Here is a 26,120-nt window from a genome sequence, read left to right as displayed (position 1 = left end):
CCCCCACCCCGGACGCAATGCGCCAAAAGCCCGGAAGATACGAATCAACCGGGCTGGATAAAAGAGCCAATTGGACGAATTAACAGCGCTCCAGTGGCTCCCCTGGAGATCGATGCATCACCGATTGCGGCGCCAGAAGAACCGCGACAACAGCGCATCGAGGCTGAGCTTGCCGGGGCCCGAGAGCACCAACGGCACCAGCGCCGCGAGGTAGATCAGCGGCAGCTTGAAGTTGCCATAACCCTTGTTGGTGATGGAGTAGCCCTGCGCCAGTTCACTCAAGCTCGACCAGTCGGCGGGCCAATGCACGGCGGCGGTCGCGACCAGGGTGACGACGATCAAGCTGATCGCCGAAAACCGTGTGGCCAGCCCCACCAGCAGCGCCAGGGCGCAGACCAGTTCCACCCACATCGACATCTCCCAGTTCAGCGTGGCCGGCAGGTGGTTGAACGGAAACAGGAAGCGGTCCTGGATGTCGGCGAACCAGTTTTCGCCGTTGAATTTCTCAAGACCCGACTCGAAGAACTCCCAGGCCAGGAATACCCGCAGGGTCAGCGGTGCGATCCAGTTGCCGGCGCGGTCAAGGTTCAGGTGCAGGCCTTTGACGGCCGATGAAATGGAAGTGCTCATGGACAAAGGTCTCCTTCAAATCAGGGATATCGGGACGTGGTGCCCCGCATGGCGCAAGGATCGGCGTGGCCAATCGATGAGTGAATTTCATCAGGCCGGTGTATCGGCGATGTGTCGCTTGCGCTTGGATTTGAAGGCGTGTTGTGTCAGGAGCGGACCTGTACACACTTTGATACGTAGACCCTGCCCCCCCTGTAGGAGCGAGCCTGCTCGCGATGGTCGTCAACGATGACGCGGGGAACCTGACACCCCACGTCGTTCTCAAGTACATCGCGAGCAGGCTCGCTCCTACAGGGGTTCACCGCCTGTGTCGGTTCAGCGCCAGGCCCATTTCGGTTTCTCGCTACGCTGCGGATCGTCCCAGGCAAACCGATAAACCTTGTCGGCGGTGGGTGCCGTGCACTGGCCGTTATCCGCCTCGGCCCCGACAATCGACCACTCGGCCCCGTCGCTCTTCCCCAACGCCCGCGTCGCCTCCGGCTTGAAGCACCGACTCAACATGTCATTGGGCACCATCGCGTAATCCTTCGGATGCTCGCGCAACCACTGCGCCGCCCGCTCCACGGTGGAGTCGAGCATGCCGAAGTGCACGATGGGCTGGCGGGCGAACAACCAGTGGCCTTCGCTCCAGTTGACCAGCACCAGGTCGGCGCCCTGGGTCATCTTGTCGGCCTGGGCCATGAGGGTCTGGTTGGGGTTGGTGCCGTCCTTGACCGGCTCGATGAAGCCACGGGCAAACCACAGCACAAACCAGGTCGCGACCAGAGCCGGGAAGGCCCGACGCAGGCGCGGGCGCTGCTTGAACCAGCGTTTGAGCAACCATGGCAGCAAGGGGGCCGCCGCCAGTACCAGCGCAGGCAGCGCCGGATAGATGTACAACTTACGCTTGCCGGCGCTGATGCAGAAAAACAGCAGTACCAGCGCCACCCAGCCGAGCAGCACCAGCACGCGGCCGTCGCGCTTTTTCAACTGCCGGCGCCAGGCCGGCACCAGCCATGGCAACGCCAGCACCAGCGGCAGCCAGTACTGCGGGATGACGTTGGTGAAGAAGTACCAGAACGGCTCGCGGTGATGCCACGAAGCGGCGTAGCGCCCGGCGGTCTGGCGCAGGAGAATTTCTCGCGCGTAGGCGATTTCGTCAGCGCCGCCATTGAACAAAATGGACAAGGTCAGTGGCAGCAACCAGATGCAAATGGCTGCCACCATCACCAGCAACCCTAGCCACCACTTGCGCGCCTCACCCGGCATTGCCACCACCCCCGACCAGCCTTTGCGCACCGCATAGGCATAGGGGATCAGCAGCAACGCCGGCAAGAAACCCACGCCCTTGGTGATCACGCCAATGCCCATGGCCGCACAGCCGACATAGAACCAGCGCCACGCCGGCCCAAGCAGCAAGTGCCGCGCTAGCCCGTACAGGCCCAGGGTGGTAAACAGAATCAGGAAACTGTCGATTTGCCCGGTGCGCAGGATGCTGTAGGTCTGATAAGTGGCCAGATACAGCAGCGCGGCGTTGCGCCCGATACGCTGGCTCCACAGGCGACGCCCCAGGTCATAGACCATCGCCGTGACCGTCACTGCCGAAAACAGCCCCGGGATATACAGCGCGATGTTGGGCTTACCCGTCACCCAGGTGAAAAACGCCACCGTCCACATGAAAATCGGCGGCTTGTCGCCATAGATCTCCCCGGCCCGGTGCGGAATCAGCCAGGAACCGTTGTGCAGCATCTCCAGGGCCACGCCGAGGAAACGTTCTTCATCGACGTTCTGTGCCTGACGCAGCCCCAGGCCCGCGCCGATCAACAGCAGGGCAAGCAGCATCAAACCCAGGCATTCGACCCTGGGCGATAAGGTGCGGCGCATGGCTTATTCCTCGACTTTTCGGCTTTTGGCGATCAATTGCAGGTTACGCAGGTACACGATCGAGCCAAAGGCTTGCCCTGCGATGAACACCGGGTCCTGGCGGTAGATGGCGTAGGCGAACAGCAAGGTGCTGCCGACGATGCTCAGGTACCAGAAGCTCACCGGAATCACGCTGCGCTTTTTGTATTCGCTGTACAGCCATTGCAGGACGAAACGGCCGGTAAAGGCGATTTGTCCGGCAAAACCGATCACCAGCCACATGGCTTCGCGGGTCATGATCATCCTTCCAGCTCCTGGACTTGAAGCTCTTGAGGCAGAGCGTTAAGACGAGTGCGCTTGATCAGCCACCACACGCCGGCAAGGTCGAGAATCCCCACCAGCGCACGATCGAGATTGCCGTACTTGGAGACCCCGGCGGTGCGCGGTCGGTGGTTGACCGGATGGACGATCATGCGGCCGTTGTGACGCTGGATCAGCGCCGGAATGTAGCGATGCATGTGGTCGAAGTACGGCAGGCGCAGAAATGCCGCGCGTTCGATCAGCTTCAAGCCGCAACCGGTGTCCGGGGTGGAATCCTTGAGTAAACGACTGCGCAGGTTGTTGGCGAAACGCGAGGCCCAGCGCTTGCTCGCGGTATCGCGGCGGTTGACCCGGTGCCCGGCCACCAGTTGCACATCCGTGCTTCCCCGCACCAGCGCCAGCATCCCGGGGATGTCCGCCGGATCGTTCTGGCCGTCGCCATCAAGGGTCGCCAGCCAGCGCCCCCGCGCTTCGCGGGCCGCGTGGTACAGCGAAGTGCTCTGCCCCAGCGAGCGCTCGTGGTGCAGGATGCGCAAGGTATGCAGGCCGTTGTTTCTGATCTGCCGCAGTTCCTGCAGGGTCGCATCGGTGCTGCCGTCATCGACGACGATGATCTCGTAGACCTCGTCTGCCATGGCCACGCGAATTTCCTCGAGCAACGGCCTGAGGTTGTTCGCTTCGTTTTTCGCTGGAATCAATACGGATACAAAAATGTCCTGGCTCATGGAGTCCCCCTCGCCTTCTGGTTGTTCGTTATCTAGAGGCGAATGCTTCAGATCCGATAAAACTGTCGATACCACTTCACAAACTCCGTCACGCCCGTGGCGACGGGCACTTGCGGGTTGAAATCGATCCACTGCGTCAGCGCCGAGACATCGGCCCAGGTCCTGACCACATCGCCGGCCTGCAACGGCAGGTAGTTGCGCACAGCCTGGCGGTCCAGAGCCGACTCCAGGCACTCGACAAAATCCAGCAGCGCCACGGGTTGTCCGCGACCGATGTTGAACAGGCGGTTCACGCCCTCGCCTGCCCCGGCCGGCACGGGTGGCTTTGTACGCAGACGAGCGATGCCTTCGACGATGTCGTCGATGTAGGTAAAGTCCCGCGCCATCTCGCCCTGGTTATAGATGTCGATGGGCTGCCCCTTGAGGATGCCCTCGGTGAACTTGAACAGCGCCATGTCCGGTCGGCCCCAGGGTCCGTAGACCGTAAAGAAGCGTAGCCCGCTGGCCTTGACGCCGTAGAGGTGGCAGTAACTGTCGGCCAGCAGCTCATTGGCGCGCTTGGTGGCCGCGTACAGTGAAATCGGGTGTTCGACAGGGTCTTCGACGCTGAACGGCAGCTTGCCGTTGCTGCCATATACCGAGCTGCTGGAGGCGTAGACCAAATGCTCGGGACGATGATGGCGGCAGGCTTCCAGCACATTGAGGAAACCCACCAGGTTCGACTGCGCGTAGACATCCGGATTGTCCAGCGAATAACGCACACCGGCCTGGGCGGCCAGGTGCACCACGTCGCTGAACCGATACTCGCGGAACAACTCCAGCAACGCCGGCTTGTCGACGATGTCCATTTTCACGAAGCGAAAGCCCGACAGGCACTCAAGCTCCCTGAGCCGCGCCTGCTTGAGCGTTACGTCGTAGTAATCGTTGAGGTTATCGATCCCGACCACGTCGTGGCCGTCCCGGCACAAACGCCGGGCCACATGAAAGCCGATGAATCCGGCGGCGCCGGTGACGAGAATAGTCACGAGGCGCTCACCCCAAAAAAGGCGCCGAGCGCTGCCGAATGCCCAATAAAAAAAACCACCTGCTGCATGCTTCTGTTCCCGCTCATGACATGTCTGACTCATTGCTCCGTCATGAAGCTTGTAAAACAGAAATATTTCAGTTTCGGTGGTCTAGATGAATTTCCGCGGATTTTTCCCGCTACTTGGCGTCCCCGCCATGGGGTTTGTAAAAACGGAAGAGGCCGATGTCCACGGTCTTGATGTACTCCTTCGACCAACTCGGGTTCACCGTGCGGTCATGAAAATACAGCGCGCCTCCGGTGCGATCCGGCAGTTGCTTGTTCAGCGCCTTGCGCGCGATTTCCTTGGCCATCGCGTAGGGCACCTCTTCCTGCACCGAGTCGGATTTGCCGTCACACCACCAGGAGAACTGGCAGCTCTTGGTCTCCGAGCCCTGCTTGACCACTTTGCACACCGTATCGGGAAAGCCTTCATGACCGAGACGGTTCATCACCACGTTGGCCACCGCTTCCATGTCGGCGGAGTCCTTGCCCTTGGCTTCCCAGTAGATGGAACGCGCCAGGCAGGTGATGGCGTCGTCCATCGGCGCAGTGCCGGCGGGGTCGACCGCCTGGACTTCGGATTGGGTGATGGCTTCGGCCTTGGGCGCAGGCGGTGCGTTGGTGTTCTCGGCGGCCTTTTGTTCCAGCACTTCGGCCTTGTCTTCGGCCACTTTCTGTTTCTGTTGCTGCTCGTCGGCAAAGGCCGGAACGGCGAGCAGGGTCAAGGCAAGACAGGCAGCAATCCAGTCGAGGCGCATGGTCGGGATGACTCAGTTGGAATTATCGCTTCAGTGTAGTAGTGAAATGATTGCACACACGTCCTAACATTTCGCAGAATCCGTTGCCTTAACAGGAACCACTTCGCGCATCATGGGCGCAGTCAGCCAAAGGGGTTTTCCATGCATGTCGTCTCATCCGCTCTGCGCCTTGCCGGAGTTGCTCTCGCTCTGTCGTTCGCGTCTTCGGCCATGGCCAGCGACGAATCGCAACTGATCGAATCGATCAACCTCTACCGCAGCCAGTTGCAGCGCTGCGCCGGTCAGGTCTCCTCGGAGCTGCCGCCGCTGGCCGCCGATCCACGGCTGGTGCTGACGGCTGCCAGCATCGGCAATCTGCAGCAGGCCATGGCCACCGCCGGCTATCCGATGAAGAACGTGCAAGCGATCAGCCTGTCCGGGCCCCGTGATGCGCAAGGGGCGATGAAGGCGATTCAGGAAAGTTTCTGCCAGATCGTGCTCGACCCGCAGTTCGTCGACGTCGGCGTCAGCCGCCAGGACCGCGAATGGCGCATCGTCGTGGCGCGCCCGCTGTTGAGCGCACGCCTGGGTGACTGGCAGGCCGAAGGCCAGAAGCTGCTGGCCGAGGTCAACGTCGCCCGCGCCCGGCCACGTCAATGCGGCGCGCAATCCTTTGCCGCCACCTCGCCACTGGCGTGGAATGCCACCCTGGCCACCGCCGCCGAAACCCACTCGCGCAGCATGGCCAACAACAATTACTTCGATCACAAGGACCGCGACGGCCGTACACCCGGTGACCGGGCGGAACTGGCGGGTTACGACTTCCAGCAAATCGGCGAAAACATCGCCGCCGGCCAGGACAGCGTGCGCAAGGTGGTCGACGGCTGGCTCACCAGCCCCGGCCACTGCGCCAACCTGATGAACCCGCAGTTCAAGGAACTGGGCGCGGCCTACGCGACCGATCCGAAGAGCGATGCGGGGATCTACTGGACGGCGATGTTCGGGGCGCAATAACCCGAATTATCCGGCGAGGAACGCATTTCCCCTGTAGGAGCGAGCCTGCTCGCGATGAACGTTCGGACAACGCGGGAATTCAGACAGCCCGCGTTATCGTTGTCGTCCATCGCGAGCAGGCTCGCTCCTACAGGGGCTGATCCGTCGTCAGTGACTACTCATCCCCGCCGCCTGCATCAACATCCGCAAGGCCTCGGCCACCACCCCCAGCGACACCACACTCCCCATCCAGATCACCACCAGCCATCCCACCCGCTGGTACCAACGACCCGCTGCCGCTTGTTGCCTGTCAATGGTAGCCATCGCCAATCCTCACTTTGCCGCGGAACACGTAGTAGCTCCAGATCGTGTACATCAGGATGATCGGCAGGATGAACAGCGCGCCGATCAGAATGAACAACTGGCTGGTCGCCGGGGATGCCGCCGCCCACAGGCTGATCGACGGCGGCACGATGTTGGGCCAGATACTGAAGGCCAGCCCCACATAGCCGAGGAACATCAGCATCAAGGTAAAAGCGAACGGCCAATGGGTGTGGCGTTGGCGCAAGGTCTTGAGCAAACCGAACAGTGCCAGCAAGGCCAGCAGTGCCAACGCGCCGAACACCGCCAGGTGCGCATGGCCGAACCAGCGCGTGGCGATTTCCGGATGCAGGATCGGTGTCCACACGCAGATCACTCCGATCACCGCCAGCAGCAGCCAGGCCAGGGGCCGGGTGAACAGGCGCATCCGCGATTCCAGCATGCCTTCGGTCTTGACCAGCAACCAGGTGCTGCCGAGCAAGGCGTAGGCGACGATCAGGCCGATGCCGCAGAACAGCGGAAACGGCGCCACCCAGTCGAACGCACCACCGGCGAACTGCCGATCGACCACCGGGATTCCCACGATGTAGGTGCCGATCGTCACGCCCTGGGCAAACGTCGCCAGCAAGGATCCGCCGATGAACGCCATGTCCCAGACGTGGCGTTTTTCCGGGCTGGCCTTGAAGCGAAACTCGAAGGCGACACCGCGAAAAATCAGCCCGCACAACATCAGGATCAGCGGCAGGTACAGCGCTTCCAGCAGCACCGAATAGGCCAGCGGAAACGCCCCGTACAGCGCCGCGCCACCCAGCACCAGCCAGGTTTCGTTACCGTCCCACACCGGTGCGACGGTGTTCATCATCACATCCCGTTCCCTGGCATCCGGGATCAACGGGAACAGGATCCCCAACCCCAGATCGAAGCCGTCCATGATCACGTACATCATCACGCCAAAGGCGATGATCACGCCCCAGATCAACGATAAGTCGATACCTTGAATACCCATCTCTCAATTCCCCTTTTTCAATGGACGCGGGCGTCGGCTTCGAGAGCTTCGGCGACTGCCGACAGCGGCCGGCGCGGCGTGATCACCTGATCGGAATGCCCTGCAGGTGCATGTTCGTGGTGGGGTTTCGGGCCCTTGGCGACCAGTTTCATCATGTAGCCGATGCCCACCGTGAACACCGAGAAGTAGATCAACACGAACAGCGCCAGCGAGATGCTCAACTGCGTGACACTGTGATTGGACGCGGCATTGGCCGTGCGTTGCAGGCCATACACCACCCACGGCTGACGCCCGACTTCGGTGGTGATCCAGCCGGCCAGCATGGCGATCAGGCCGCTGGGGCCCATCCACAACATCAGGCGCAGGAACCAGCGGTTGCGGTAGATCGCGCCGCTGCGACGAAGGGCCAGGCCCAGCACGCCGGCCAGCACCATCAACATGCCCAGTCCGGCCATGACCCGGAAGCTCCAGAAAATGATCGTCGCGTTGGGCCGGTCCTCTTTCGGGAAGCTCTTGAGCGCCGGGATCTGCTTGTCCAGGCTATGGGTCAGGATCAGGCTGCCCAAATACGGAATCTCAATTGCGTACCGGGTCTTTTCGGCCTGCATGTCGGGGATACCGAACAGCACCAGCGGCGTCGCTTCGCTGCCGTTGTTCTCCCAGTGGCCTTCGATGGCGGCGATTTTCGCCGGTTGGTGCTCCAGGGTGTTCAAGCCGTGGGCATCACCGACCACCGCCTGGATCGGGCAGACGATCAGCGCCATCCACAACGCCATCGACAGCATCTTGCGCACTTGCCGTGTGTCGTTGCCCCGCAACAAATGCCAGGCCGCCGACGCGCCGACAAAAAACGCGGTGGCGACGAACGCCGCGATGGCCATGTGTGCCAGGCGGTAAGGGAACGACGGGTTGAAGACGATGGCCAGCCAGTCCAGCGGCACCACGCGACCGTCGACGATTTCGAAGCCCTGGGGCGTTTGCATCCAGCTGTTGGACGCGAGAATCCAGAAGGTCGAGATCAGCGTGCCGATGGCGACCATCACTGTGGAGAAGAAGTGCAGCCCCCGCCCTACCCGGTTCCAGCCGAACAGCATGACCCCGAGAAAGCCCGCTTCGAGAAAGAACGCGGTGAGCACTTCATAGGTCAGCAAGGGGCCCGTGATGCTGCCGGCGAAGTCGGAAAAGCGGCTCCAGTTGGTGCCGAATTCGTAGGCCATGACCAGCCCCGAGACCACGCCCATGCCGAAGTTGACCGCGAAGATTTTCGACCAGAAATGGTAGAGATCACGGTAGGTGTCGTTGCGGGTTTTCAGCCACAAGCCTTCGAGCACCGCCAGGAAACTGGCAAGGCCAATGGTGATGGCGGGAAAGATGATGTGGAACGAAACCGTGAACGCGAACTGAATTCGCGCCAGGTCCAGTGCCTGCAGGTTGAACATGTCGAAATCCTCAGAACGGATCTGAAACTGTAGGAGCGAGCCTGCTCGCGATTGCAGGGTGTCAGGCACCATGAATGTTGAAGGTGCCGACCTCATCGCGAGCAGGCTCGCTCCTACAAAGTCTTGGGGATCGGCGCTACGCCGCCGAGGTCGAAATCAGGCCGCTGGCCTTCGCCTGCTCAAGCCGGATGGCAACGAACTTGGAGGTCGGGGTGTAGGTGCGGTCGCCGTAACTTTCCAGCGGCACCAGCGGGTTGGTCTCCGGGTAATACGCGGCGGCCTGGCCTGCGGGAATGTCATAGGCGATCAGGGTAAAACCGCTGACCCGACGCTCACGGTCGTCGTCCCACAGCGCCACCAGGTCGACTTTCTGCCCCGGTTCGAAGCCGAGCCGGCGGATGTCCGCCTCGTTGGCGAACACCACATCGCGCATGCCATAGACCCCGCGATAACGATCGTCCAGCCCGTACAACGTGGTGTTGTACTGATCGTGGGAACGCATGGTCTGCAGGATCAGATGCGGCTTGACCGCCAGGTTGCGCACGCCTTCGCTGATCAGGTGCTCGGGTAGCACGCTCGCGGCGAATTGCGCCTTGCCGCTCGCGGTTTTCCAGATACGGTCCGCCGCGTTGTTGCCCAGGTGGAAACCACCGGGGTGCAGCAGCCGGGTGTTGAAATCCTTGAAGCCGGGGATGGTGTCGGCGATCAGGTTGCGGATGCGGCCGTAGTCGCCGACGGCCCAGTTCCAGTCGATCGGCTGGTTGCCCAGGGTCGCGGCGGCGATGCCGGCGATGATCGCCGGTTCCGAACGCAACTGTTTGGACTTGGGTTTCAGCTGGCCGTGGGAGATGTGGATCATGCTGAAGGTGTCTTCCACGGTGACGCCTTGGGGGCCTTCGGCCTGGATATCGATGTCGGTGCGGCCCAGGCACGGCAGGATCAGCGCTTCACGCCCGGTCACCAGATGGCTGCGGTTGAGCTTGGTGGAGATGTGTACGGTCAGCTCGCACTTGCGCAGCGCGGCATGGGTGCGCGGGGTGTCGGGGGTCGCCTGGGCGAAGTTGCCACCCAGGCCGATGAACACCTTGGCTTGCCCCTGCTCCATCGCCGAAATCGCCATCACCGTGTTGTGACCATGCTCGCGCGGCGGCTTGAAGCCGAAGCGTTTTTCCAAGGCATCGAGCAACTCGGTGGGTGCCAGTTCGTTGATCCCCATGGTGCGGTCGCCCTGCACGTTACTGTGGCCGCGCACCGGCGACAGGCCGGCACCGGGACGGCCGACATTGCCGCGCAGCAGCATCAGGTTGATGACTTCCAGCAGCGTCGGCACCGAGTGCGTGTGCTGGGTCAGGCCCATTGCCCAGCACATGATCACGCGCTTTGAACGGACATACATGCGCGCCGCCAGTTCGATGTCGGCCAGGGGCATGCCCGACTGTTGCTCGATATGCGCCCAGGTCGTGGCGTCGACTTCGGCCAGGTAAGCGTCCATGCCCGAGGTGTGCTCTGCGATGAATTGATGGTCGAACACCGGCTCACCACCGGTGGCCTGTGCTTCACGCTCCCACTGCAAGAGGAACTTGGCCATGCCGCGCATGACCGCCATGTCGCCACCCAGCGCCGGCCGGAAGTAGGCGGTGTTGGTCGGCTCAGAGCCATTGAGCAGCATTTCCAGCGGGTGTTGCGGGTGCTGGAAACGCTCCAGCCCACGCTCCTTGAGCGGGTTGATGCAGATTACCTGCGCCCCGCGTTTGACCGCTTCGCGCAGCGGTTCAAGCATCCGCGGGTGGTTGGTGCCGGGGTTCTGGCCGATGACGAAAATCGCGTCGGCATGCTCCAGGTCATCGAACACCACGGTGCCCTTGCCCACGCCCAGGCTTTCGATCATGGCGACAGCGCTGGCTTCGTGGCACATGTTCGAGCAATCGGGGAAGTTGTTGGTGCCGTAGGCGCGAACGAACAGTTGATAGAGAAACGCCGCTTCGTTGCTGGCCCGGCCCGACGTATAGAACTCGGCCTGGTTCGGTGACTCCAGGGCATTGAGATGTGTGGCAATCAGCGCGAAGGCCTCGTCCCAGGTGGTTTCCACGTAGCGATCGGTGGCGGCGTCATAGCGCATCGGGTGAGTCAGGCGCCCCTGATATTCCAGCCAGTAATCACTCTGCTCCGACAGGGTCGTGACGCTGTATTTGTTGAAGAACGCCGGGTTGACCAGGCGCCCGGTCGCCTCCCAGTTCACCGCCTTGGCGCCGTTTTCGCAGAACTTGACAATGCCGTTTTCCGGCGACTCGCCCCAGGCGCAACCGGGGCAGTCGAAGCCGCCGTTCTGGTTGGTCTTGAGCATCATACGGATGTTCTTCAGCGCGTTTTCACTGCCCAGCCAGTTCTTGGTGACGGCAATGAGCGCGCCCCAACCGGCGGCGGCACCTTTGTAGGGTTTATAACGGTCGACTTGAGACATGCGGCTTCTCCGTGACAAGGCACTTGGGCCTGGACCCGATTCAGGTGATTGATCGGTTGACGGAGAAAGCTTAAGAATGGCGATTAAAATCTGTCTAATCGCTATTTACGACCACATGATCGAAGATATTTATCATTGATTTTTATGTTTATTTTTCAATTACTTATGAAAGCTTAACAACCTTTTTCGCTGCCAATAAATTCATCATAGATGCCGTCGATCAGCCAGTTATTAATAGTGATTGGACGCCCTCATAAGTTGCACTTAGCCTGCGCTCAACAAACCTGAAATCAATGAAACCCCTGTAGGAGCGAGCATGCTCGCGATGGACTCAAGAACACCGCGTGCAACCAGCCAGCACGCGTCATCGTTAACGACCATCGCGAGCAGGGCTCGCTCCCACAGTGTTTACGGATATTCATTCAAATGCGCTTCGTGCCAAGTGAGGATGCAATGTCGGAACGAGTCTTGATCGATGGGTTCGCCAGGCGCGTGGACTATCTGCGGATGTCGGTGACTGACCGTTGCGATTTCCGCTGCGTGTACTGCATGGCTGAAGACATGCAGTTTCTGCCGCGCCAGCGGGTGCTGACCCTGGAAGAGATCCATCAGGTGGCGCAGAGCTTCGTCGCCCTGGGCACTCGCAAGATCCGCCTGACCGGAGGCGAGCCGCTGATCCGCCCGGGCGTGGTCGAGCTGTGCCGCAACATCGCCGCCCTGCCCGGCTTGCGTGAACTGTGCATGACCACCAATGGCTCGCAGCTGGCCAAATTGGCCGGGCCGTTGTTCGACGCCGGGGTCAAGCGCCTGAACATCAGCCTCGATTGCCTGGACCCGCAACGCTTTCGCGAACTGACCCGCACCGGCGATCTGGCGCAGGTGATCAAGGGCATCGATGCCGCCAACCAGGCCGGTTTTCGCAACACCAAGCTCAACTGCGTGGTGATGAAGGGCCGCAACGACCATGAGATCAATGATCTGGTGAGCTTCGCCATCGACCGTAACCTGGACATCTCGTTCATCGAAGAAATGCCCCTGGGCACTATCAGCGAGCACAGCCGCGCCGAGTCGTTCTTCTCAAGCGCCCAGGTGCGCGATCGGATTGCCGAACGCTACACCCTGATCGACTCCGCCGAATCGACCCAGGGTCCGTCGCGCTACTGGCGACTGGCCGAGGCGCCGCACATTCGCCTGGGCTTCATCTCGCCCCACAGCCACAATTTCTGTGGCACCTGCAACCGGGTGCGGCTGACTGTGGAGGGACGCCTGCTGCTGTGCCTGGGCAACGAACACTCCGCCGACCTCAAGGCTGTTTTGCGCAGCCACCCAGGCCAGCCCGAACGCCTGGAGAAGGCTATTATCGAGGCGATGAAGCTCAAGCCCTATCGGCATAACTTTGAGGTGAACGACGATGTGCAGGTCGTGCGCTTCATGAACATGACAGGCGGCTGAAACCATGATCGTCAGACCCAAACCCAACCTGATCGGCGTCCTGACGTCGCTCAAGGGTTCGATTGCCAAGCGCATCGCCCTGCGCAGCCTGATGGTGACGCTGCTTGCCTCGGCCATTGTCCTGGCCGAAACCCTGCACCCCAGTTACTTCTCCAAGGTCAGTGCCACGCCTTTCACCCTGTTGGGTCTGTCGCTGTCGATCTTCATGAGCTTTCGCAACAACGCCTGCTACGACCGCTGGTATGAGGCGCGCAAGGCCTGGGGCGATGTGATCGTGGCGATTCGCTCGATGATTCGCGAAACCCAGGTCATCAAGGATGTCGGTGAACGACGCACCCTGCTGAGCAACCTGTGCGGCTTCGCCCACGCGCTCAACGCCAGGCTGCGCAAGGAGAACGAACTGGCCGCCAGCGGTGAGTGGCTGCAGCCGCTGCCCAACGCCGGCACCCAGGACATCGGCGGACAGGTGCTGCTGCGGGTCGGCCAGCACTGCTCGGCACTCAGCGAATCCGGCGCTATCAACGACTGGCGCTACACGTTGATGGCCAACCACCTGACCAGCCTGACCCATGCACAGGCGGTGTGCGAGCGAATCAAGAACACGCCGCTGCCGTTTCCCTACACCCTGCTGCTGCACCGGACCATTTACCTGTTCTGCATCCTTCTGCCCTTCGCCATGGCCGAGCCGCTGGGCTGGCTGACACCGATCTTCACCGCGATTGTCAGCTACACCTTCTTCGGCCTGGATGCGATCGCCGACGAACTGGAAGACCCCTTCGGCCGCGACGAAAACGACCTGCCCACTGACGCCATCGTGCGCGGCATCGAGCGCGATGTGCTGAGTGCCATGGGCGCCACCGAACTGCCGCCGCAGCTTGAGCCGGTGGATTTCGTTCTGAGCTGATAAGCGAAATTTCTTTGTTGAATGTACTGGCCTCATCGCGAGCAAGCTTTGCTCCTACAGGGTTTTGTGTCGTTCTCGAACCAAGCGAACGACACAAAAACCTGTAGGAGCAAAGCTTGCTCGCGATGGCGACAATTCATTCAACATCAATTCAGAACAGTTCACTGAACGGGATAAACTGCACACTGTCGCCCTCTTTCAGCGTCCGGCCTTCCAGCACTTCCACCAGCCCATCGGCCCAGGATGCCCCCAACAACACACCCGAACTCTGGTTCGGATAAAGCACCGCCCGGCCGTTTTCCAGTCTGACGCGCAGGTATTCCCGGCGACTTCCGGGCTTGGGCCAGGCAAAGTCCACTGGGACCGGAAAGCTCAGCGGCTCGACCGATTCCACACCTTGAATCCGCAACAGATAGGCCCGCGCCAGCAGGCCAAAGGTCACCAGCGCCGAGGTCGGATTGCCCGGCAAACCAATCACCGGTACCTCGCCGAACTGGCCGACGGTCAGGGGTTTTCCGGGTTTGATCGAGAGTTTCCACAGCAAGGGTTTACCGCATTCGCGCAACACCTGGCCGAGGCAGTCGGCATCTCCGGCGGACACGCCACCGGTGGTCAGGATCAGGTCCGCCCCGTGCTGCAATTGTTCGAGCCGCAGCCGCGTCTGCTTCAGCTCGTCAGGCAGAATCCCGGCATCGATGACCTCGCAACCCAAGGCCTCCAGCCAGTGGTTCAACAAGGTGCGATTGCTGTTGTAGATGCTGCCTGGCTTGAGCGGTGTACCGGGTTCGAGCAGTTCATTGCCGGTGGACAGCAATGCCACGCGAGGCCGGCGCACCACCTGCACATGGGTGCAGCCCTGCGCCGCCGCGACCGCCAGCTCGAATGGTCCCAGGCGCTTGCCGGCCTTGAGCAACACATCACCGGCGCGGTTCTCCTGGCCTTGCGGGCGGATGTTGCTGCCGGCGGCCGGTAGCTGCATGAACTGGATGCGCCCGTCCTCCAGCACGCGGGTGTTCTCCTGCATCTGTACGGCATTGGCGCCCTTTGGCACCGGCGCCCCCGTGAAGATCCGCGCGCAGGTGCCCGCTGCCAGCGCTGCGGGCGCCTGCCCGGCAAACACCTGCTGCGACACCGGCAACGGCCGGCCGTCCCAACCTTCCACGTTCAGGGCATAACCGTCCATGGCACTGTTGGGCCATGGCGGCAGATCCAGCGTCGCCAGCAGATCATTGGCCAACACCCGTTGCCGGGCGGCACTCAGCGGTATCGATTCGCTGTCCTGTAGTCGCCGCAATTCGGCCATGGCCAGCAATTGGCTGATGGCCTCCTCTACCGGCATCAGCGGCGAAGCGTTCTTCAAGGCTGTATTCATCCGCGAGGCCCGCAGGCTTGCACGGATTTCAGATGCGGGACGAAATTGCAGGGCCGATGCCGGGCGTCCAGCTGTTCGGCGAGGATGCCCTCCCAGGCAGTGCGGCAGGCGCCGGTGGAACCGGGCAGGCAGCACACCAGCGTGCCATTGGCCAGGCCGGCCAGGGCCCGGCTCTGCACGGTAGAAGTGCCGATGTCGAGGATGGAAATGGCCCGGAACAGCTCGCCGAAACCATCGATTTGCTTGTCCAGCAGGCAGGCCACCGCTTCCGGCGTGCTGTCGCGTCCGGTGAAGCCCGTGCCACCGGTGATCAGCACCACCTGGATGTTGTCGTCGGCAATCCAGGTCGCCACCTGCGCACGGATCTTGTACAGGTCGTCCTTGAGCAGGTTGCGTTCACTGAGGGTGTGACCGGCTTCCAGCAGGCGACTGACCAGCAACTGCCCGGAGGTGTCATTGGCGTATTCACGGGTATCGCTCACCGTCAGCACGGCAATATTCAAGGGTATAAACAGTGCATCCGGTTTAACGCTCATGAGACTCTCCGGCAGATATAAGTTAAATAACTTTCAGAGACTAAGTCCGCCGAACAAATATTGTCTAATCACTCTAACCAACCACACTATCGACCCCGTCTATCACCAACTAACGGATGCACCCAATACCCTGTAGGAGCGAGCCTGCTCGCGATGGTCGTCAACGATAACGCACTCTTTCTGAATGCCCGCGTTGCCTGTGCGTTCATCGCGAGCATGCTCGCTCCTACAGGGGTTCGATAGAGCTGATCGATAACCCTTTAAATAACAGTGATTGGACGCTCGCCCGTGACAATGAGATCGTCCACACACCTTGTGTCTTGTGCACCCGAGTCAATACTTACCTCTCTTTCCATCCCCCAGCAGGTGCCGTCATGGACATCAAACAACTCAAGTTCCTGATCGCCCTCGAGCAGACCCGTCATTTCGGCCAGGCCGCCGCGCGCTGCCACATTACCCAGCCGACCCTGTCGATGCGCCTGCGCAACCTGGAGGATGAACTGGACCTGGAACTGGTCACCCGTGGCCAGCGTTTCGAAGGGTTCACCCAGGCCGGAGAACGGGTGCTGGCCTGGGCCAAGACCCTGCTGGCCGCCCATGACGGGCTGTTCGCCGAAGCCGCGGCGTGCCGGGGTCAACTGGTAGGTCACCTGCGACTGGGCCTGGTGCCGCTGAGCAGCTTCAACCCGGTCAGCTACATCAAGGGCCTGTCCCACAGCTTCCCCGAACTCAAGTTCAGCCTGTCATCCCTGAGTTCCGACCAGATCATCGAAAGCCTGGGCAACAATCAACTGGACCTGGGCGTGTGCTACCTGGATCACGTCAACCCCAACTACTTCGAGTGCTTCGAGATCGGCGAGACCCGCGTCGGCCTGCTCTACGACACCCGCCACTTCCATTTCGACGGCACTGAAATGAGCTGGGAAGACGCCGCCGAACTGCCCCTGGGCATGCTCAGCACGGGCATGCACTACCGCAAATCCATCGACCTGAGCTTCCGCAGCCGTGGGCTGAACCCGCAGCCGATCATGGAAAGCGACTCGACTTACCAGTTGCTCCAGGCCATCCACGAAGGCTTTTGCTGCGCGATCATGCCGCTGGACAGCGGCCTGGAAGAGCCCATCGAACACCTGGCGTTCATCGACCTGCCGGATGCCAGTGTGCTCGCGCCCCTGGGCCTGGTGATGCGCAAGACCGAACCGCGTTCGGCGATTGCCGAAAAATGCTTCGCCGAAGCCAAACTTTTATTTACTCAGAAATAATGTTCGTTGATTAATTAAATATAAAAACGACAACTTCGAACATCGCAATAGACATCACCAATCGGCACATCGGAACAAGTGATTGGACGCACTAATAAGTTACCCATAGCCTGAACTTGATTCAGCGCTGCACTGCACTGCGCAACTTCAGCCCGGCATGATGCCTCCACACGATCACCGCGCTGACAGGCGCAGGAGTAACCCGTGACAACCCCTTCGGATATACCCCCCACTGGCTTGACCCACCTCGACAGCCAGGGTCACGCCAACATGGTCGATGTCAGCGACAAGCAAGCGACCCAACGTGAGGCGCAAGCCCAGGCCTGGGTGCGCATGCGCCCGCAAACCCTGGCGCTGATCCAGGGCGACGGCCACCCCAAGGGCGATGTGTTCGCCGTGGCGCGCATCGCCGGGATCATGGCGGCGAAGAAAACCAGCGAGCTGATCCCGCTGTGCCACACCCTGCTGCTCAGTTCGATCCGCGTCGAACTCAAGGCCTGCCCGCCGGACAGCGTGAAAATCGTCGCCACCTGCCGCGTCGAAGGCCAGACCGGTGTCGAACTGGAAGCCCTGACCGCCGTCAGCGTGGCCGCCCTGACTCTGTATGACATGTGCAAGGCGGTGGACCGCGGCATGGTCATCGACGACATCCGCCTGCTCAGCAAACAAGGTGGTCGCTCGGGCCACTTCACCTTCGAGGACGCCCAATGATCCTGATCAACTACTTCGCCCGCTACCGCGAGCAGCTCAGCCTGGGCGGTGAAAGACTACCCCTGAACGACGACCTCAGGACCATCGAAGACGTGCGCCGGCTGCTGATGGCCCGTGGTGAAAAATGGTCCGAGGTGCTGGGCGAGAACAACCTGATGTGCGCGCTGAACCAGGAGCTGTGCCACACCGATCGGGCGATCGAGGACTTCGACGAGATCGCCTTTTTCCCACCGGTCACCGGGGGTTGAGGCATGACGGTTCGCGTGCAATACAAAGCGTTCGATGCCGGGCAGTTGATCGACAGCCTGCGGGCCAATGATCCGGCGGTGGGTGCCGTGGTCAGTTTTGTCGGCTACGTGCGGGACATCAATCAGGGCGAGTTCGTGAGCAGTCTGTTTCTGGAACACTACCCCGGCATGACCGAGCGCTCGCTGGAAAAAATCATCGACAACGCCCAGGCCCGCTGGCCGCTGAACGAGGTCGTGATCGTGCACCGAATCGGCCAGTTGTCGGTCACCGACCCGATCGTCTTCGTGGGCGTGAGCAGCCAGCATCGGCAAGCGGCTTTCGACGCCTGCGCGTTCATCATGGATTACCTCAAGACCGATGCGCCGTTCTGGAAGCGCGAGGATGGCGCGCAGGGTTCGCGCTGGGTCGATGCCCGTGACAGCGATCGGACCGCCGTCGAACGCTGGCGGGTGGCCGATCAACAATCGCCTGTGCAAGCGCCTCCCGCCTAGCTACAGTCACAGGCTCAAAGCGCCTCGACACAGGGAAACGACCCTTGAGCCTCACGCCTGCCCCGAAACGGAAAGACGAGCCCGCAAAGCCCCAACCCATCAGCCTGCGCGAAGCCCTGCGCTTCTGGCTCAAGCTCGGCTTCATCAGTTTCGGCGGGCCGGCCGGCCAGATCTCGATCATGCATCAGGAATTGGTCGAGCGTCGGCGCTGGATTTCCGAGCGGCGCTTCCTCCACGCCCTCAACTACTGCATGTTGCTGCCCGGTCCCGAGGCCCAGCAACTGGCCACCTACATCGGCTGGCTGATGCACCGCACCTGGGGCGGCGTGATCGCCGGCGCGCTGTTCGTGTTGCCGTCGCTGTTCATCCTGATCGCGCTGTCGTGGGTGTACATCGCCTTCGGTGAAGTGCCGGCGGTGGCCGGGCTTTTCTACGGGATCAAGCCGGCGGTGACGGCCATCGTGGTGCAGGCCGCGCACCGGATCGGTTCCCGCGCCCTGAAGAATGGCTGGCTATGGGGAATCGCCGGGGCGGCGTTCGTGGCCATCTTCGTACTCAACGTGCCCTTCCCGCTGATCGTGCTGGGCGCGGCGCTGACCGGTTATTTCGGCGGGCGACTGGCACCGGAAAAATTCAGCATTGGCGGACACAGTGCGGCGAACAAAAGCTTTGGCCCGGCGCTGATCGATGACGACACCCCCACACCGGCCCACGCCCGATTCAGTGGCGCAAAGTTGCTGCGCCTGATGTTGATCGGCGCTCTGTTGTGGACGCTGCCCATGGCCCTGCTCACTGCACTGTTCGACTGGCAAGGCACGCTGACCCAGATGGGCTGGTTCTTCACCAAGGCGGCCTTGCTGACTTTCGGTGGCGCCTACGCCGTGTTGCCGTACGTGTACCAGGGCGCGGTCGGCCACTACGGCTGGCTCACACCGACGCAGATGATCGACGGCCTGGCGCTCGGCGAAACCACACCTGGCCCCTTGATCATGGTCGTCGCCTTCGTCGGTTTCATCGGTGGTTATGTGCATCAGGTGTTCGGCGCGGACCAGGCCTTTGTCGCCGGCGCCGTGGCCGCGACACTGGTGACCTGGTTCACATTCCTGCCCTCGTTTCTGTTCATCCTGGCCGGCGGACCCTTGGTGGAATCGACCCACAACGAGCTCAAATTCACCGCGCCATTGACCGCCATTACGGCGGCGGTGGTTGGTGTGATTCTCAATCTGGCGTGCTTCTTCGCCTACCACGTGCTCTGGCCCCAAGGCTTCAGCGGCCGGCTGGACTGGCCTTCCCTGCTGATCGCCCTCGCCGCTGCCGTGGCACTGCTGCGGTTCAAGCGTGGGGTGATCGAGGTGCTGATCGGTTGTGGCCTGATCGGACTCGCTGTGTTCCTTGTGCGATGAAACAAACATTTACACGCACCCCCTTTCACCCCTAGTATCCAGACACCCACGGATGGCCGGCCAACGGCCTCCGACGATTTCCGCCTCTGGAAACATGAGTCATGCGTAACGCACCGTCAGAGCATCACGTCTCGCTTCAGGCCGCCTCGCAGCAGGCCTTGGACGGCATTGCCTCATGAACCGAATCGTCAACCTGCCCATGGCCCTGAGCCGCTCAAAACTGCGTCACTCCGCACGCCCGCCGGATAGCTGCCTGCTCGCCTGAGTCCGTTTACAACGGCGCGAGCCCCTGCCCTTTTCGCTATCGCTGTCAGCACGCACCGGACCTGTATCCGTCGTCGTGTCCTGGCCTGAATCCGTGCGCCCGCGGGGCGCCAACGTGAGTGACGAACCATGAAATTCGCAGCCCTTGAAGATGCGCAAAACTTTCTCGCCAACAACCCGGACATCGAGATGTTCGAGCTGTTCATTCTCGATGCCAACGGCGTACCGCGCGGCAAACTGCTGCACCGCGAAGAACTGCTGGCGGTGTACGAAAGCGGGCGGCCGCTGCCCAGTACCATCCTCGGCCTGACCGTACAAGGCGAAGACGTCGAGAACTCGGGGCTGGTCTGGGACGTGGGCGATATCGACTGCCGTGCCTACCCGCTGGAAGGCAGCCTGGTGCGCATGCCGTGGCGGCAGATTCCGACCGCCGCCGTGCAGGTCAGCATGCACCCGCAAGAAGGCATGCCGGCGAGCATTGCCGACCCGCGCCACCTGCTGATCAAGGTCATCGACGATCTGAAAGCCGAGGGTTATTACCCGGTGATGGCCTGCGAGCTGGAGTTCTATCTGCTCGATGCCAAGCGTGATCAGAACGGTCGCCCGCAACCGGCGCTGGATGCCGACGGTGGCCGACCGCGACACACCCAAGTCTACGGTTTGCGCGAGCTGGAACAGATCGAACCGTTCCTCGCCGACCTCTATGCCGCCTGCAAACTCCACGATATTCCAGCGCGCACAGCGATCTCCGAATATGCCCCCGGGCAGGTGGAAATCACCCTGGAACACGGCGATGCCTTGCAGGCGATGGACCAGGCGGTGCGCTACAAACGCCTGGTCAAAGCCGTCGCTCACAAGCACGGCATGCAGGCCACGTTCATGGCCAAACCTTTCGATCATCTGGCGGGCACCGGCATGCACATGCACGTGAGCATCGCCGATGCCGAAGGCCGCAACCTGTTCGCATCCGAGGACCCGGCGGGCACCCCGCTGCTGCGCACGGCCATCGGCGGCATGCTCGAATCCTTGCTCGATTCGCTGCTGCTGTTCTGCCCCAATGCCAACTCCTACCGGCGCTTCCAGGCCAACAGCTATGCGCCGCTGGCACCGACCTGGGGCGTCGACAACCGCACCGTCAGCCTGCGCGTGCCGGGCGGCCCGGCCCATACCCGACACATCGAACACCGCATCTGCGGCGCCGATGCCAACCCCTATCTGGCGGCAGCGGCGATCCTGGCGGGCATTCATCGCGGCATTCGCGAAGACCTGGATCCGGGTGAACCGGTGCAAGGCAACGGCTATGCGCAGGCCAAGCAATTGCTGCCAACCGACTGGCTGACTTCGCTGACGGCGCTGGAGAATTCGGCGTGGGCGCGGGATGCGTTAGGGCAGGAATTTCTGGGGGTGTATCTGGCGGTCAAGCGCGCCGAGTATCGGCAGTTCATGGCTGAAGTGGGTGAGCAGGATTGGCGGTGGTATCTGACGGAGGCGTAAGCCAGTTGGATACACGCAATTCCCTGTAGGAGCGAGCCTGCTCGCGATGAGGTCATATCAGCCAACATTTTTGGTGAATGACACACCGCTATCGCGAGCAGGCTCGCTCCTACAAGGTTCCACTTTTTTTGCCTGGATATTTTTTCATGACCCAACGCACCAACTCCTACTACACCGCCACCCTCAACCAGGAAACCGACTACCCCACCCTGCAAGGCCAGCACCGGGTTGACGTGGTGATCATCGGCGGCGGTTTCACCGGCGTCGCCACGGCCGTGGAGCTTTCGGAAAAAGGCCTGAAGGTCGCCATCGTCGAAAGCCACAAGATCGGCTGGGGCGCCACCGGGCGCAACGGTGGCCAGGTCACCGGCAGCCTCTCGGGCGATGAAGCGATGCGCAAGCAGATGCGTCGTACCCTCGGCGATGAGGTGGACGATTTCATCTGGCACTTGCGCTGGCGCGGGCACCAGATCATCAAGCAGCGCGTGGAAAAATACGGCATCGCCTGCGACCTCAAGCACGGGCATCTGCATGCGGCCTACAAGCCGAGCCACATGGACGGCCTGCGCAAGGATTACGAGGAAGCGGTGCGCCGTGGCATGGGCGATGAAGTCAGCCTGCTCGACCGCAGTGAGGTACGCGACCTGTTGCAAAGCGACCTCTACCACGGCGCGATCAAGAACACCCGCAACATGCACCTGCATCCGTTGAACCTGTGCATCGGCGAAGCGCGGGCGGCGGAAAGCCTCGGGGCGCTGATTTTTGAAAACAGCGAAGTGCTGGAGATCATTCATGGTCCGACGCCCGGAGTGCGCACTGCCCACGGCCGCATCGACGCCAACCAGGTGCTGCTGGCCGGCGACGTCTACCACAAGCTCGAACCCGGCCAGCTCAAGGGCAAGATCTTCCCGGCCATGGGCGGCATCGTCACCACTGCGCCGCTGGGGGATCTGGCGAAAGAGATCAACCCCGAAGACCTGGCGGTGTATGACTGCCGCTTCGTGCTCGATTACTACCGCCTGACCGCCGACGGCCGCCTGCTGTTCGGCGGTGGCGCCAACTACAGCGGCAAGGATTCGCGGGACATCGCCGCCGAACTGCGCCCGTGCATCGAGCGCACGTTCCCGGCACTCAAGGGCGTGGCCATCGACTACCAGTGGAGCTGCGCGATGGGCATCGTCATCAACCGCATTCCGCAACTGGGCAAGCTGTCGGACAACGTCTGGTACTGCCAGGGCTACTCCGGCCACGGCATCGCCACCACCCACATCATGGGCGAAATCATGGGCCGGGCGATCACCGGGCAACTGCAGCAGTTCGACACCTTCGCCGCCTGCCAGCACATCCGCGTGCCCATGGGCGACCTGCTCGGCAACCCGATGCTGGCGGCGGGCATGTGGTACTACCAGATGCTTGAACGACTGCGCTGATTCCCTATGCCCACTGTAGGAGCGAGCCTGCTCGCGATGAGGCCATGTCAGCCAACATTTTTGCCGAATGACACACCGCTATCGCGAGCAGGCTCGCTCCTACAGGGTTGAGCACCAAGCCACACCACCTCTGCAGGCGCAGCCTCGCTGCGCACGACAGCTCCTGCAAAGCCCCCGGACCACCAGCCAAAGCACAAGCCACTTTTTTCCTAGTCAGTAACGACATATTTACTGGTTTTCCTGCCCCGAGACATCAGCCAACATCCCTGCCGTTGACAGAGGCAAAGGGTCCGGCAGAGACCCCACGACCTCCGCTTTCTCGGGCGCCCTGCCCACTGCCCCGACATGTACGAACAAAAAAAACCATCGTTCTGGGAGTGCAACATGACCAAGTCCTTGCTTACCCGTTTAACTCTTCCGTTGGCGGTCACCGCCCTGGCCGCAACCGTCGCCGGCAGTGCCCAGGCCGGCACCTTGTCCATCGGCCATACCACGTGGGTCGGCTACGGCACCCTCTACCTCGCCCAGGACCTGGGCTACTTCAAGGAGAACGGCCTGACCGTCGAATTGCCAGTGGTCGAAGAGGCCTCGATGTACATGGCGGCCCAGGCTTCGGGTCAACTGTCGGGGTCGGCCTCGACCATTGATGAAGTGCTCAAATACCGCCCGCAATTCTGCTTCAAGGCCGTCGCGGCACTGGATGACAGCCATGGCGGCGACGGCGTGCTGGTGGGCAAGGACGTCAAGAGCCTGCAGGAGCTCAAGGGCAAGGCCGTTGCGGTCAACGAAGGTTCGACGTCGCAGTTCTGGCTGTCGTATCTGCTGAAGAAGAACGGCATGAGCATGAGCGACATTACCGTGCAGAACATGACGGCCGACGACGCCGCCACCGCGTTCATCGCCGGTCGCGTGCCCGCCGCCGTCACCTGGGAACCGCATCTGTCGATGGTGCGCGACAAGCAACAAGGCAAGGTGCTGATCGACAGCAGCAGCACGCCGGCGGTGATCGTCGACGTGGTGGCGCTCAACTGCACGGTCATCGAAAAACAGCCAGAGGACGTCAAGGCCCTGGTGGCCGGCCTGTACAAGGCGGTGCAGTACACCAAGGACCATCCGGAAAAGGCCTACGAAATCATGGCCAAAGGCGTGGGCGGATACCTGTCCGATCCCAAGGAGCTGGCGGCCGCGGCCAAGGGTGTGCGCTTCTACGACCAGGCCATGAGCGAGCAGTTGCTGGGCTCCGTGGGCAAGCCCGGCGACAGCGCGGAACTGATCAAACTGGCCAACGAGACCGCCAGTGAACTTCAGGGCAAACCGTACAACGTCAGCAATGACGATCTGGTCGACAACCGCTTCGTCAGCCCGCTCTAGGAGACCCGCCATGTTCAAGCGAAATTCGTGGGTCAGCCGCTGCGTCACGCCCAAGACCGGGCTGCCGGTGTCGGTGATCTGGAGCGCCAGCGGCCTGGCGTGGATCCTGTTGGTCGGCCTGTGGGCCGGCCTGTCCTATGGCGGCCTGGTACCGGCGATGTTCCTGCCTACACCCGGTGCCGTACTGGAGGCGGCTGCGCGCCTGGCCCGTGACGGCACGCTCGGCACGCACGTTTGGGCCAGCCTGGAAGTGGTGATGGTGGGCTTTGTCGTGTCGTCGCTGGTGGCGGTGCCGCTGGGTCTGCTGATGGGCAGCTTCCGCATCGTCCAGGCGTTCCTCGAACCGATGGTCAACTTCATCCGCTACCTGCCGGTCACCTCGTTCGTGCCACTGTTCATCCTGTGGATCGGCATCGGCCTGGAACAACGGGTGTCGGTGATTATCTTCGGCGTGTTCTTCCAGCAACTGGTGATGATCGCCGACGTGTCCAAGGGCATTTCCAAGGATCTGGTCAACGCCTCCTACACCCTGGGCTCCAGCCGTTGCGACGCGGTGCTGCATGTGATTGCCCCGGCCTCGTTGCCCGGTGTGCTCGACACCCTGCGCGTGACCATGGGCTGGGCCTGGACTTACCTGGTGGTCGCCGAACTGGTGGCAGCCTCCAGCGGCCTGGGTTACCTGAGCCTCAAGGCCATGCGCGGCTTCCAGGTGGATGTGATTTTCCTGGCCATTGCGATCATCGGCCTGCTGGGCCTGGTCACCGATCAACTGTTCCGCTTCCTACGCCTGAGGATCACCGCATGGGCTCAGTAACCGCTAGCAATCATCGACTCGTCACCGCCGCCGTGACCCCAATACAGGCTGCGCCACGGCTGCAAGTCGACAAGGTCAGCCTGCGCTACCAGAAACCCGACGGCAGCACCTTCACCGCGCTGGAACAAGTGTCTTTCGAGGTGCCGGACCAGCAGTTCGCGGTGCTGGTCGGCCCCTCGGGCTGCGGCAAGTCGAGTCTTTTGTACCTCACCGCCGGCCTGGCCGAGCCCACCTCGGGCGAGATCTATGTCGGCGGCCAGCAGGTGCAAGGGCCGGGCGCGGATCGCGGCATGGTGTTCCAGAGCTACACCCTGTTCCCCTGGCTGACCGTGCGCCAGAACGTCGAATTCGGACTCAAGCGACGCGGCATGTCGGCACCGCAGCGCAAGGACATCGTCGACTATTACGTCAACGAAGTCGGCCTCAGTGCCTTCGCCGATAACTACGCCAAGCAGTTGTCCGGCGGCATGATGCAGCGCGTGGCCATCGCCCGCGCACTGGCCAACGACCCGCAAATCCTGTTGATGGACGAACCCTTCGGCGCCCTCGACAGCCAGACCCGCTTGCAGATGCAACAGTTGCTGTTGCGGGTCTGGGGCAACAGCAAGAAGACCGTGTTGTTCGTGACCCACGATATCGACGAGGCCATCCTGCTGGGCGACCGCGTGTACGTGATGGGTGCGCGGCCGGGCCGGATCAAGCAGATTCTCGACGTGCCGATCGAACGTCCACGCAGCCTGGACATGGTCATGGAGCGTTCGTTTATCGAGATGAAGCGCAACATCTTCGGGCTGCTGCATGACGAGTTGGAGGAAGCGCATTGAGT

General features: G+C 61.8%; 25 protein-coding genes. 13 read left to right on the top strand and 12 right to left on the bottom strand.

The genetic code is table 11. The features are described 5' to 3' along the window. Window positions 1-117: 117 nt before the first annotated feature. The 6 genes from DKY63_RS01325 to DKY63_RS01300 form a co-directional block, all read right to left on the bottom strand. Complete coding sequence (locus DKY63_RS01325) at window positions 118-630, bottom strand: HvfX family Cu-binding RiPP maturation protein (protein ID WP_110962434.1); 513 nt, start codon at window positions 628-630, stop codon at window positions 118-120. 315 nt (window positions 631-945) lie between these two features. Continuing rightward, entirely contained in the window at window positions 946-2,493 is a 1,548-nt protein-coding gene (locus DKY63_RS01320; protein ID WP_110962433.1) for an ArnT family glycosyltransferase, read from the bottom strand. A gap of 3 nt (window positions 2,494-2,496) precedes the next feature. Next, complete coding sequence (locus DKY63_RS01315; RefSeq protein ID WP_110962432.1) at window positions 2,497-2,775, bottom strand: lipid-A-disaccharide synthase N-terminal domain-containing protein; 279 nt, start codon at window positions 2,773-2,775, stop codon at window positions 2,497-2,499. Continuing rightward, window positions 2,772-3,518, bottom strand: a complete 747-nt coding sequence (locus DKY63_RS01310; RefSeq protein WP_110962431.1) for a glycosyltransferase family 2 protein — start codon at window positions 3,516-3,518, stop codon at window positions 2,772-2,774. The genes DKY63_RS01315 and DKY63_RS01310 overlap by 4 nt, the downstream gene beginning before the upstream one ends. Before the next feature lie 47 nt (window positions 3,519-3,565). Further along, complete coding sequence (locus DKY63_RS01305; RefSeq protein ID WP_110967813.1) at window positions 3,566-4,543, bottom strand: NAD-dependent epimerase; 978 nt, start codon at window positions 4,541-4,543, stop codon at window positions 3,566-3,568. Between the two features lie 178 nt (window positions 4,544-4,721). Further along, a complete protein-coding gene (locus DKY63_RS01300) occupies window positions 4,722-5,342 on the bottom strand; it encodes a cell wall hydrolase (protein WP_110962430.1) in 621 nt (206 codons plus the stop codon). A 141-nt stretch (window positions 5,343-5,483) separates the two neighbouring features. Between DKY63_RS01300 and DKY63_RS01295 the strand changes: the two genes are divergently transcribed. Then, window positions 5,484-6,335 carry a CAP domain-containing protein gene (locus DKY63_RS01295; RefSeq protein WP_110962429.1) on the top strand — a complete coding sequence of 284 codons (852 nt, stop codon included), beginning with the start codon at window positions 5,484-5,486 and terminating at the stop codon, window positions 6,333-6,335. A 147-nt stretch (window positions 6,336-6,482) separates the two neighbouring features. On the opposite strand, the gene DKY63_RS01290 is transcribed toward DKY63_RS01295, so the two are convergent. The 4 genes from DKY63_RS01290 to DKY63_RS01275 all read right to left on the bottom strand — a co-directional run bounded on the left by DKY63_RS01290 (window position 6,483) and on the right by DKY63_RS01275 (window position 11,541). Continuing rightward, complete coding sequence (locus tag DKY63_RS01290) at window positions 6,483-6,638, bottom strand: DUF2474 domain-containing protein (protein ID WP_110962428.1); 156 nt, start codon at window positions 6,636-6,638, stop codon at window positions 6,483-6,485. After that, window positions 6,625-7,641: a cytochrome d ubiquinol oxidase subunit II gene (gene cydB, locus DKY63_RS01285; protein ID WP_110962427.1), complete on the bottom strand. Its 1,017-nt coding sequence runs from the start codon at window positions 7,639-7,641 to the stop codon at window positions 6,625-6,627. Before cydB ends, DKY63_RS01290 begins: the two co-directional genes overlap by 14 nt. 17 nt (window positions 7,642-7,658) lie before the next feature. Next, the gene (locus tag DKY63_RS01280; RefSeq protein ID WP_110962426.1) at window positions 7,659-9,080 is read right to left on the bottom strand and encodes a cytochrome ubiquinol oxidase subunit I; all 1,422 of its coding nucleotides are present in this window, start codon (window positions 9,078-9,080) and stop codon (window positions 7,659-7,661) included. Window positions 9,081-9,216: 136 nt separating this feature from the next. Next, window positions 9,217-11,541, bottom strand: a complete 2,325-nt coding sequence (locus DKY63_RS01275) for an FdhF/YdeP family oxidoreductase (protein WP_110962425.1) — start codon at window positions 11,539-11,541, stop codon at window positions 9,217-9,219. Between the two features lie 453 nt (window positions 11,542-11,994). Here DKY63_RS01275 and moaA point away from each other — a divergent pair, with 453 nt between their 5' ends. After that, window positions 11,995-12,993, top strand: coding sequence for a GTP 3',8-cyclase MoaA (moaA, locus tag DKY63_RS01270; protein WP_110962424.1), 999 nt, complete (start codon window positions 11,995-11,997; stop codon window positions 12,991-12,993). A 4-nt stretch (window positions 12,994-12,997) separates the two neighbouring features. Further along, a complete protein-coding gene (locus DKY63_RS01265; protein ID WP_110962423.1) occupies window positions 12,998-13,897 on the top strand; it encodes a bestrophin family protein in 900 nt (299 codons plus the stop codon). Window positions 13,898-14,048: 151 nt separating this feature from the next. On the opposite strand, the gene DKY63_RS01260 is transcribed toward DKY63_RS01265, so the two are convergent. Next, entirely contained in the window at window positions 14,049-15,269 is a 1,221-nt protein-coding gene (locus DKY63_RS01260; protein ID WP_110962422.1) for a molybdopterin molybdotransferase MoeA, read from the bottom strand. Next, window positions 15,266-15,805 carry a molybdenum cofactor biosynthesis protein B gene (gene moaB, locus DKY63_RS01255; protein ID WP_110962421.1) on the bottom strand — a complete coding sequence of 180 codons (540 nt, stop codon included), beginning with the start codon at window positions 15,803-15,805 and terminating at the stop codon, window positions 15,266-15,268. The genes DKY63_RS01260 and moaB overlap by 4 nt, the downstream gene beginning before the upstream one ends. 374 nt (window positions 15,806-16,179) lie before the next feature. On the opposite strand from moaB, the gene DKY63_RS01250 reads away from it, so the two are divergent. The 10 genes from DKY63_RS01250 (at window position 16,180) to DKY63_RS01200 (ending at window position 26,118) form a co-directional block, all read left to right on the top strand. After that, window positions 16,180-17,067 carry a LysR family transcriptional regulator gene (locus DKY63_RS01250; RefSeq protein ID WP_110962420.1) on the top strand — a complete coding sequence of 296 codons (888 nt, stop codon included), beginning with the start codon at window positions 16,180-16,182 and terminating at the stop codon, window positions 17,065-17,067. A 204-nt stretch (window positions 17,068-17,271) separates the two neighbouring features. Continuing rightward, a complete protein-coding gene (moaC, locus tag DKY63_RS01245; RefSeq protein WP_110962419.1) occupies window positions 17,272-17,778 on the top strand; it encodes a cyclic pyranopterin monophosphate synthase MoaC in 507 nt (168 codons plus the stop codon). Continuing rightward, window positions 17,775-18,026 (top strand): MoaD/ThiS family protein, encoded by a 252-nt coding sequence (locus DKY63_RS01240; protein ID WP_110962418.1) that lies wholly within the window; start codon window positions 17,775-17,777, stop codon window positions 18,024-18,026. The genes moaC and DKY63_RS01240 overlap by 4 nt, the downstream gene beginning before the upstream one ends. 3 nt (window positions 18,027-18,029) lie before the next feature. Next, on the top strand, window positions 18,030-18,518 hold the full coding sequence (moaE, locus tag DKY63_RS01235) for a molybdopterin synthase catalytic subunit MoaE (RefSeq protein ID WP_110962417.1): 489 nt from the start codon (window positions 18,030-18,032) through the stop codon (window positions 18,516-18,518). A gap of 44 nt (window positions 18,519-18,562) precedes the next feature. Next, window positions 18,563-19,921 (top strand): chromate efflux transporter, encoded by a 1,359-nt coding sequence (chrA, locus tag DKY63_RS01230; protein ID WP_110962416.1) that lies wholly within the window; start codon window positions 18,563-18,565, stop codon window positions 19,919-19,921. 393 nt (window positions 19,922-20,314) lie between these two features. Further along, entirely contained in the window at window positions 20,315-21,679 is a 1,365-nt protein-coding gene (locus DKY63_RS01225; RefSeq protein WP_110962415.1) for a glutamine synthetase family protein, read from the top strand. A 146-nt stretch (window positions 21,680-21,825) separates the two neighbouring features. Further along, entirely contained in the window at window positions 21,826-23,109 is a 1,284-nt protein-coding gene (locus DKY63_RS01215) for an NAD(P)/FAD-dependent oxidoreductase (protein WP_110962413.1), read from the top strand. A gap of 384 nt (window positions 23,110-23,493) precedes the next feature. Next, entirely contained in the window at window positions 23,494-24,480 is a 987-nt protein-coding gene (locus DKY63_RS01210) for an ABC transporter substrate-binding protein (RefSeq protein WP_110962412.1), read from the top strand. 10 nt (window positions 24,481-24,490) lie between these two features. Then, a complete protein-coding gene (locus DKY63_RS01205) occupies window positions 24,491-25,294 on the top strand; it encodes an ABC transporter permease (protein WP_110962411.1) in 804 nt (267 codons plus the stop codon). Next, window positions 25,282-26,118 carry an ABC transporter ATP-binding protein gene (locus DKY63_RS01200; RefSeq protein WP_110962410.1) on the top strand — a complete coding sequence of 279 codons (837 nt, stop codon included), beginning with the start codon at window positions 25,282-25,284 and terminating at the stop codon, window positions 26,116-26,118. The genes DKY63_RS01205 and DKY63_RS01200 overlap by 13 nt, the downstream gene beginning before the upstream one ends. The last annotated feature ends 2 nt before the right edge of the window (window positions 26,119-26,120 follow it).

The sequence above is a fragment of the Pseudomonas putida genome (assembly GCF_003228315.1).
Classification (GTDB): domain Bacteria; phylum Pseudomonadota; class Gammaproteobacteria; order Pseudomonadales; family Pseudomonadaceae; genus Aquipseudomonas; species Aquipseudomonas putida_S.
This window is presented reverse-complemented; position numbering and strand designations above follow the sequence as displayed.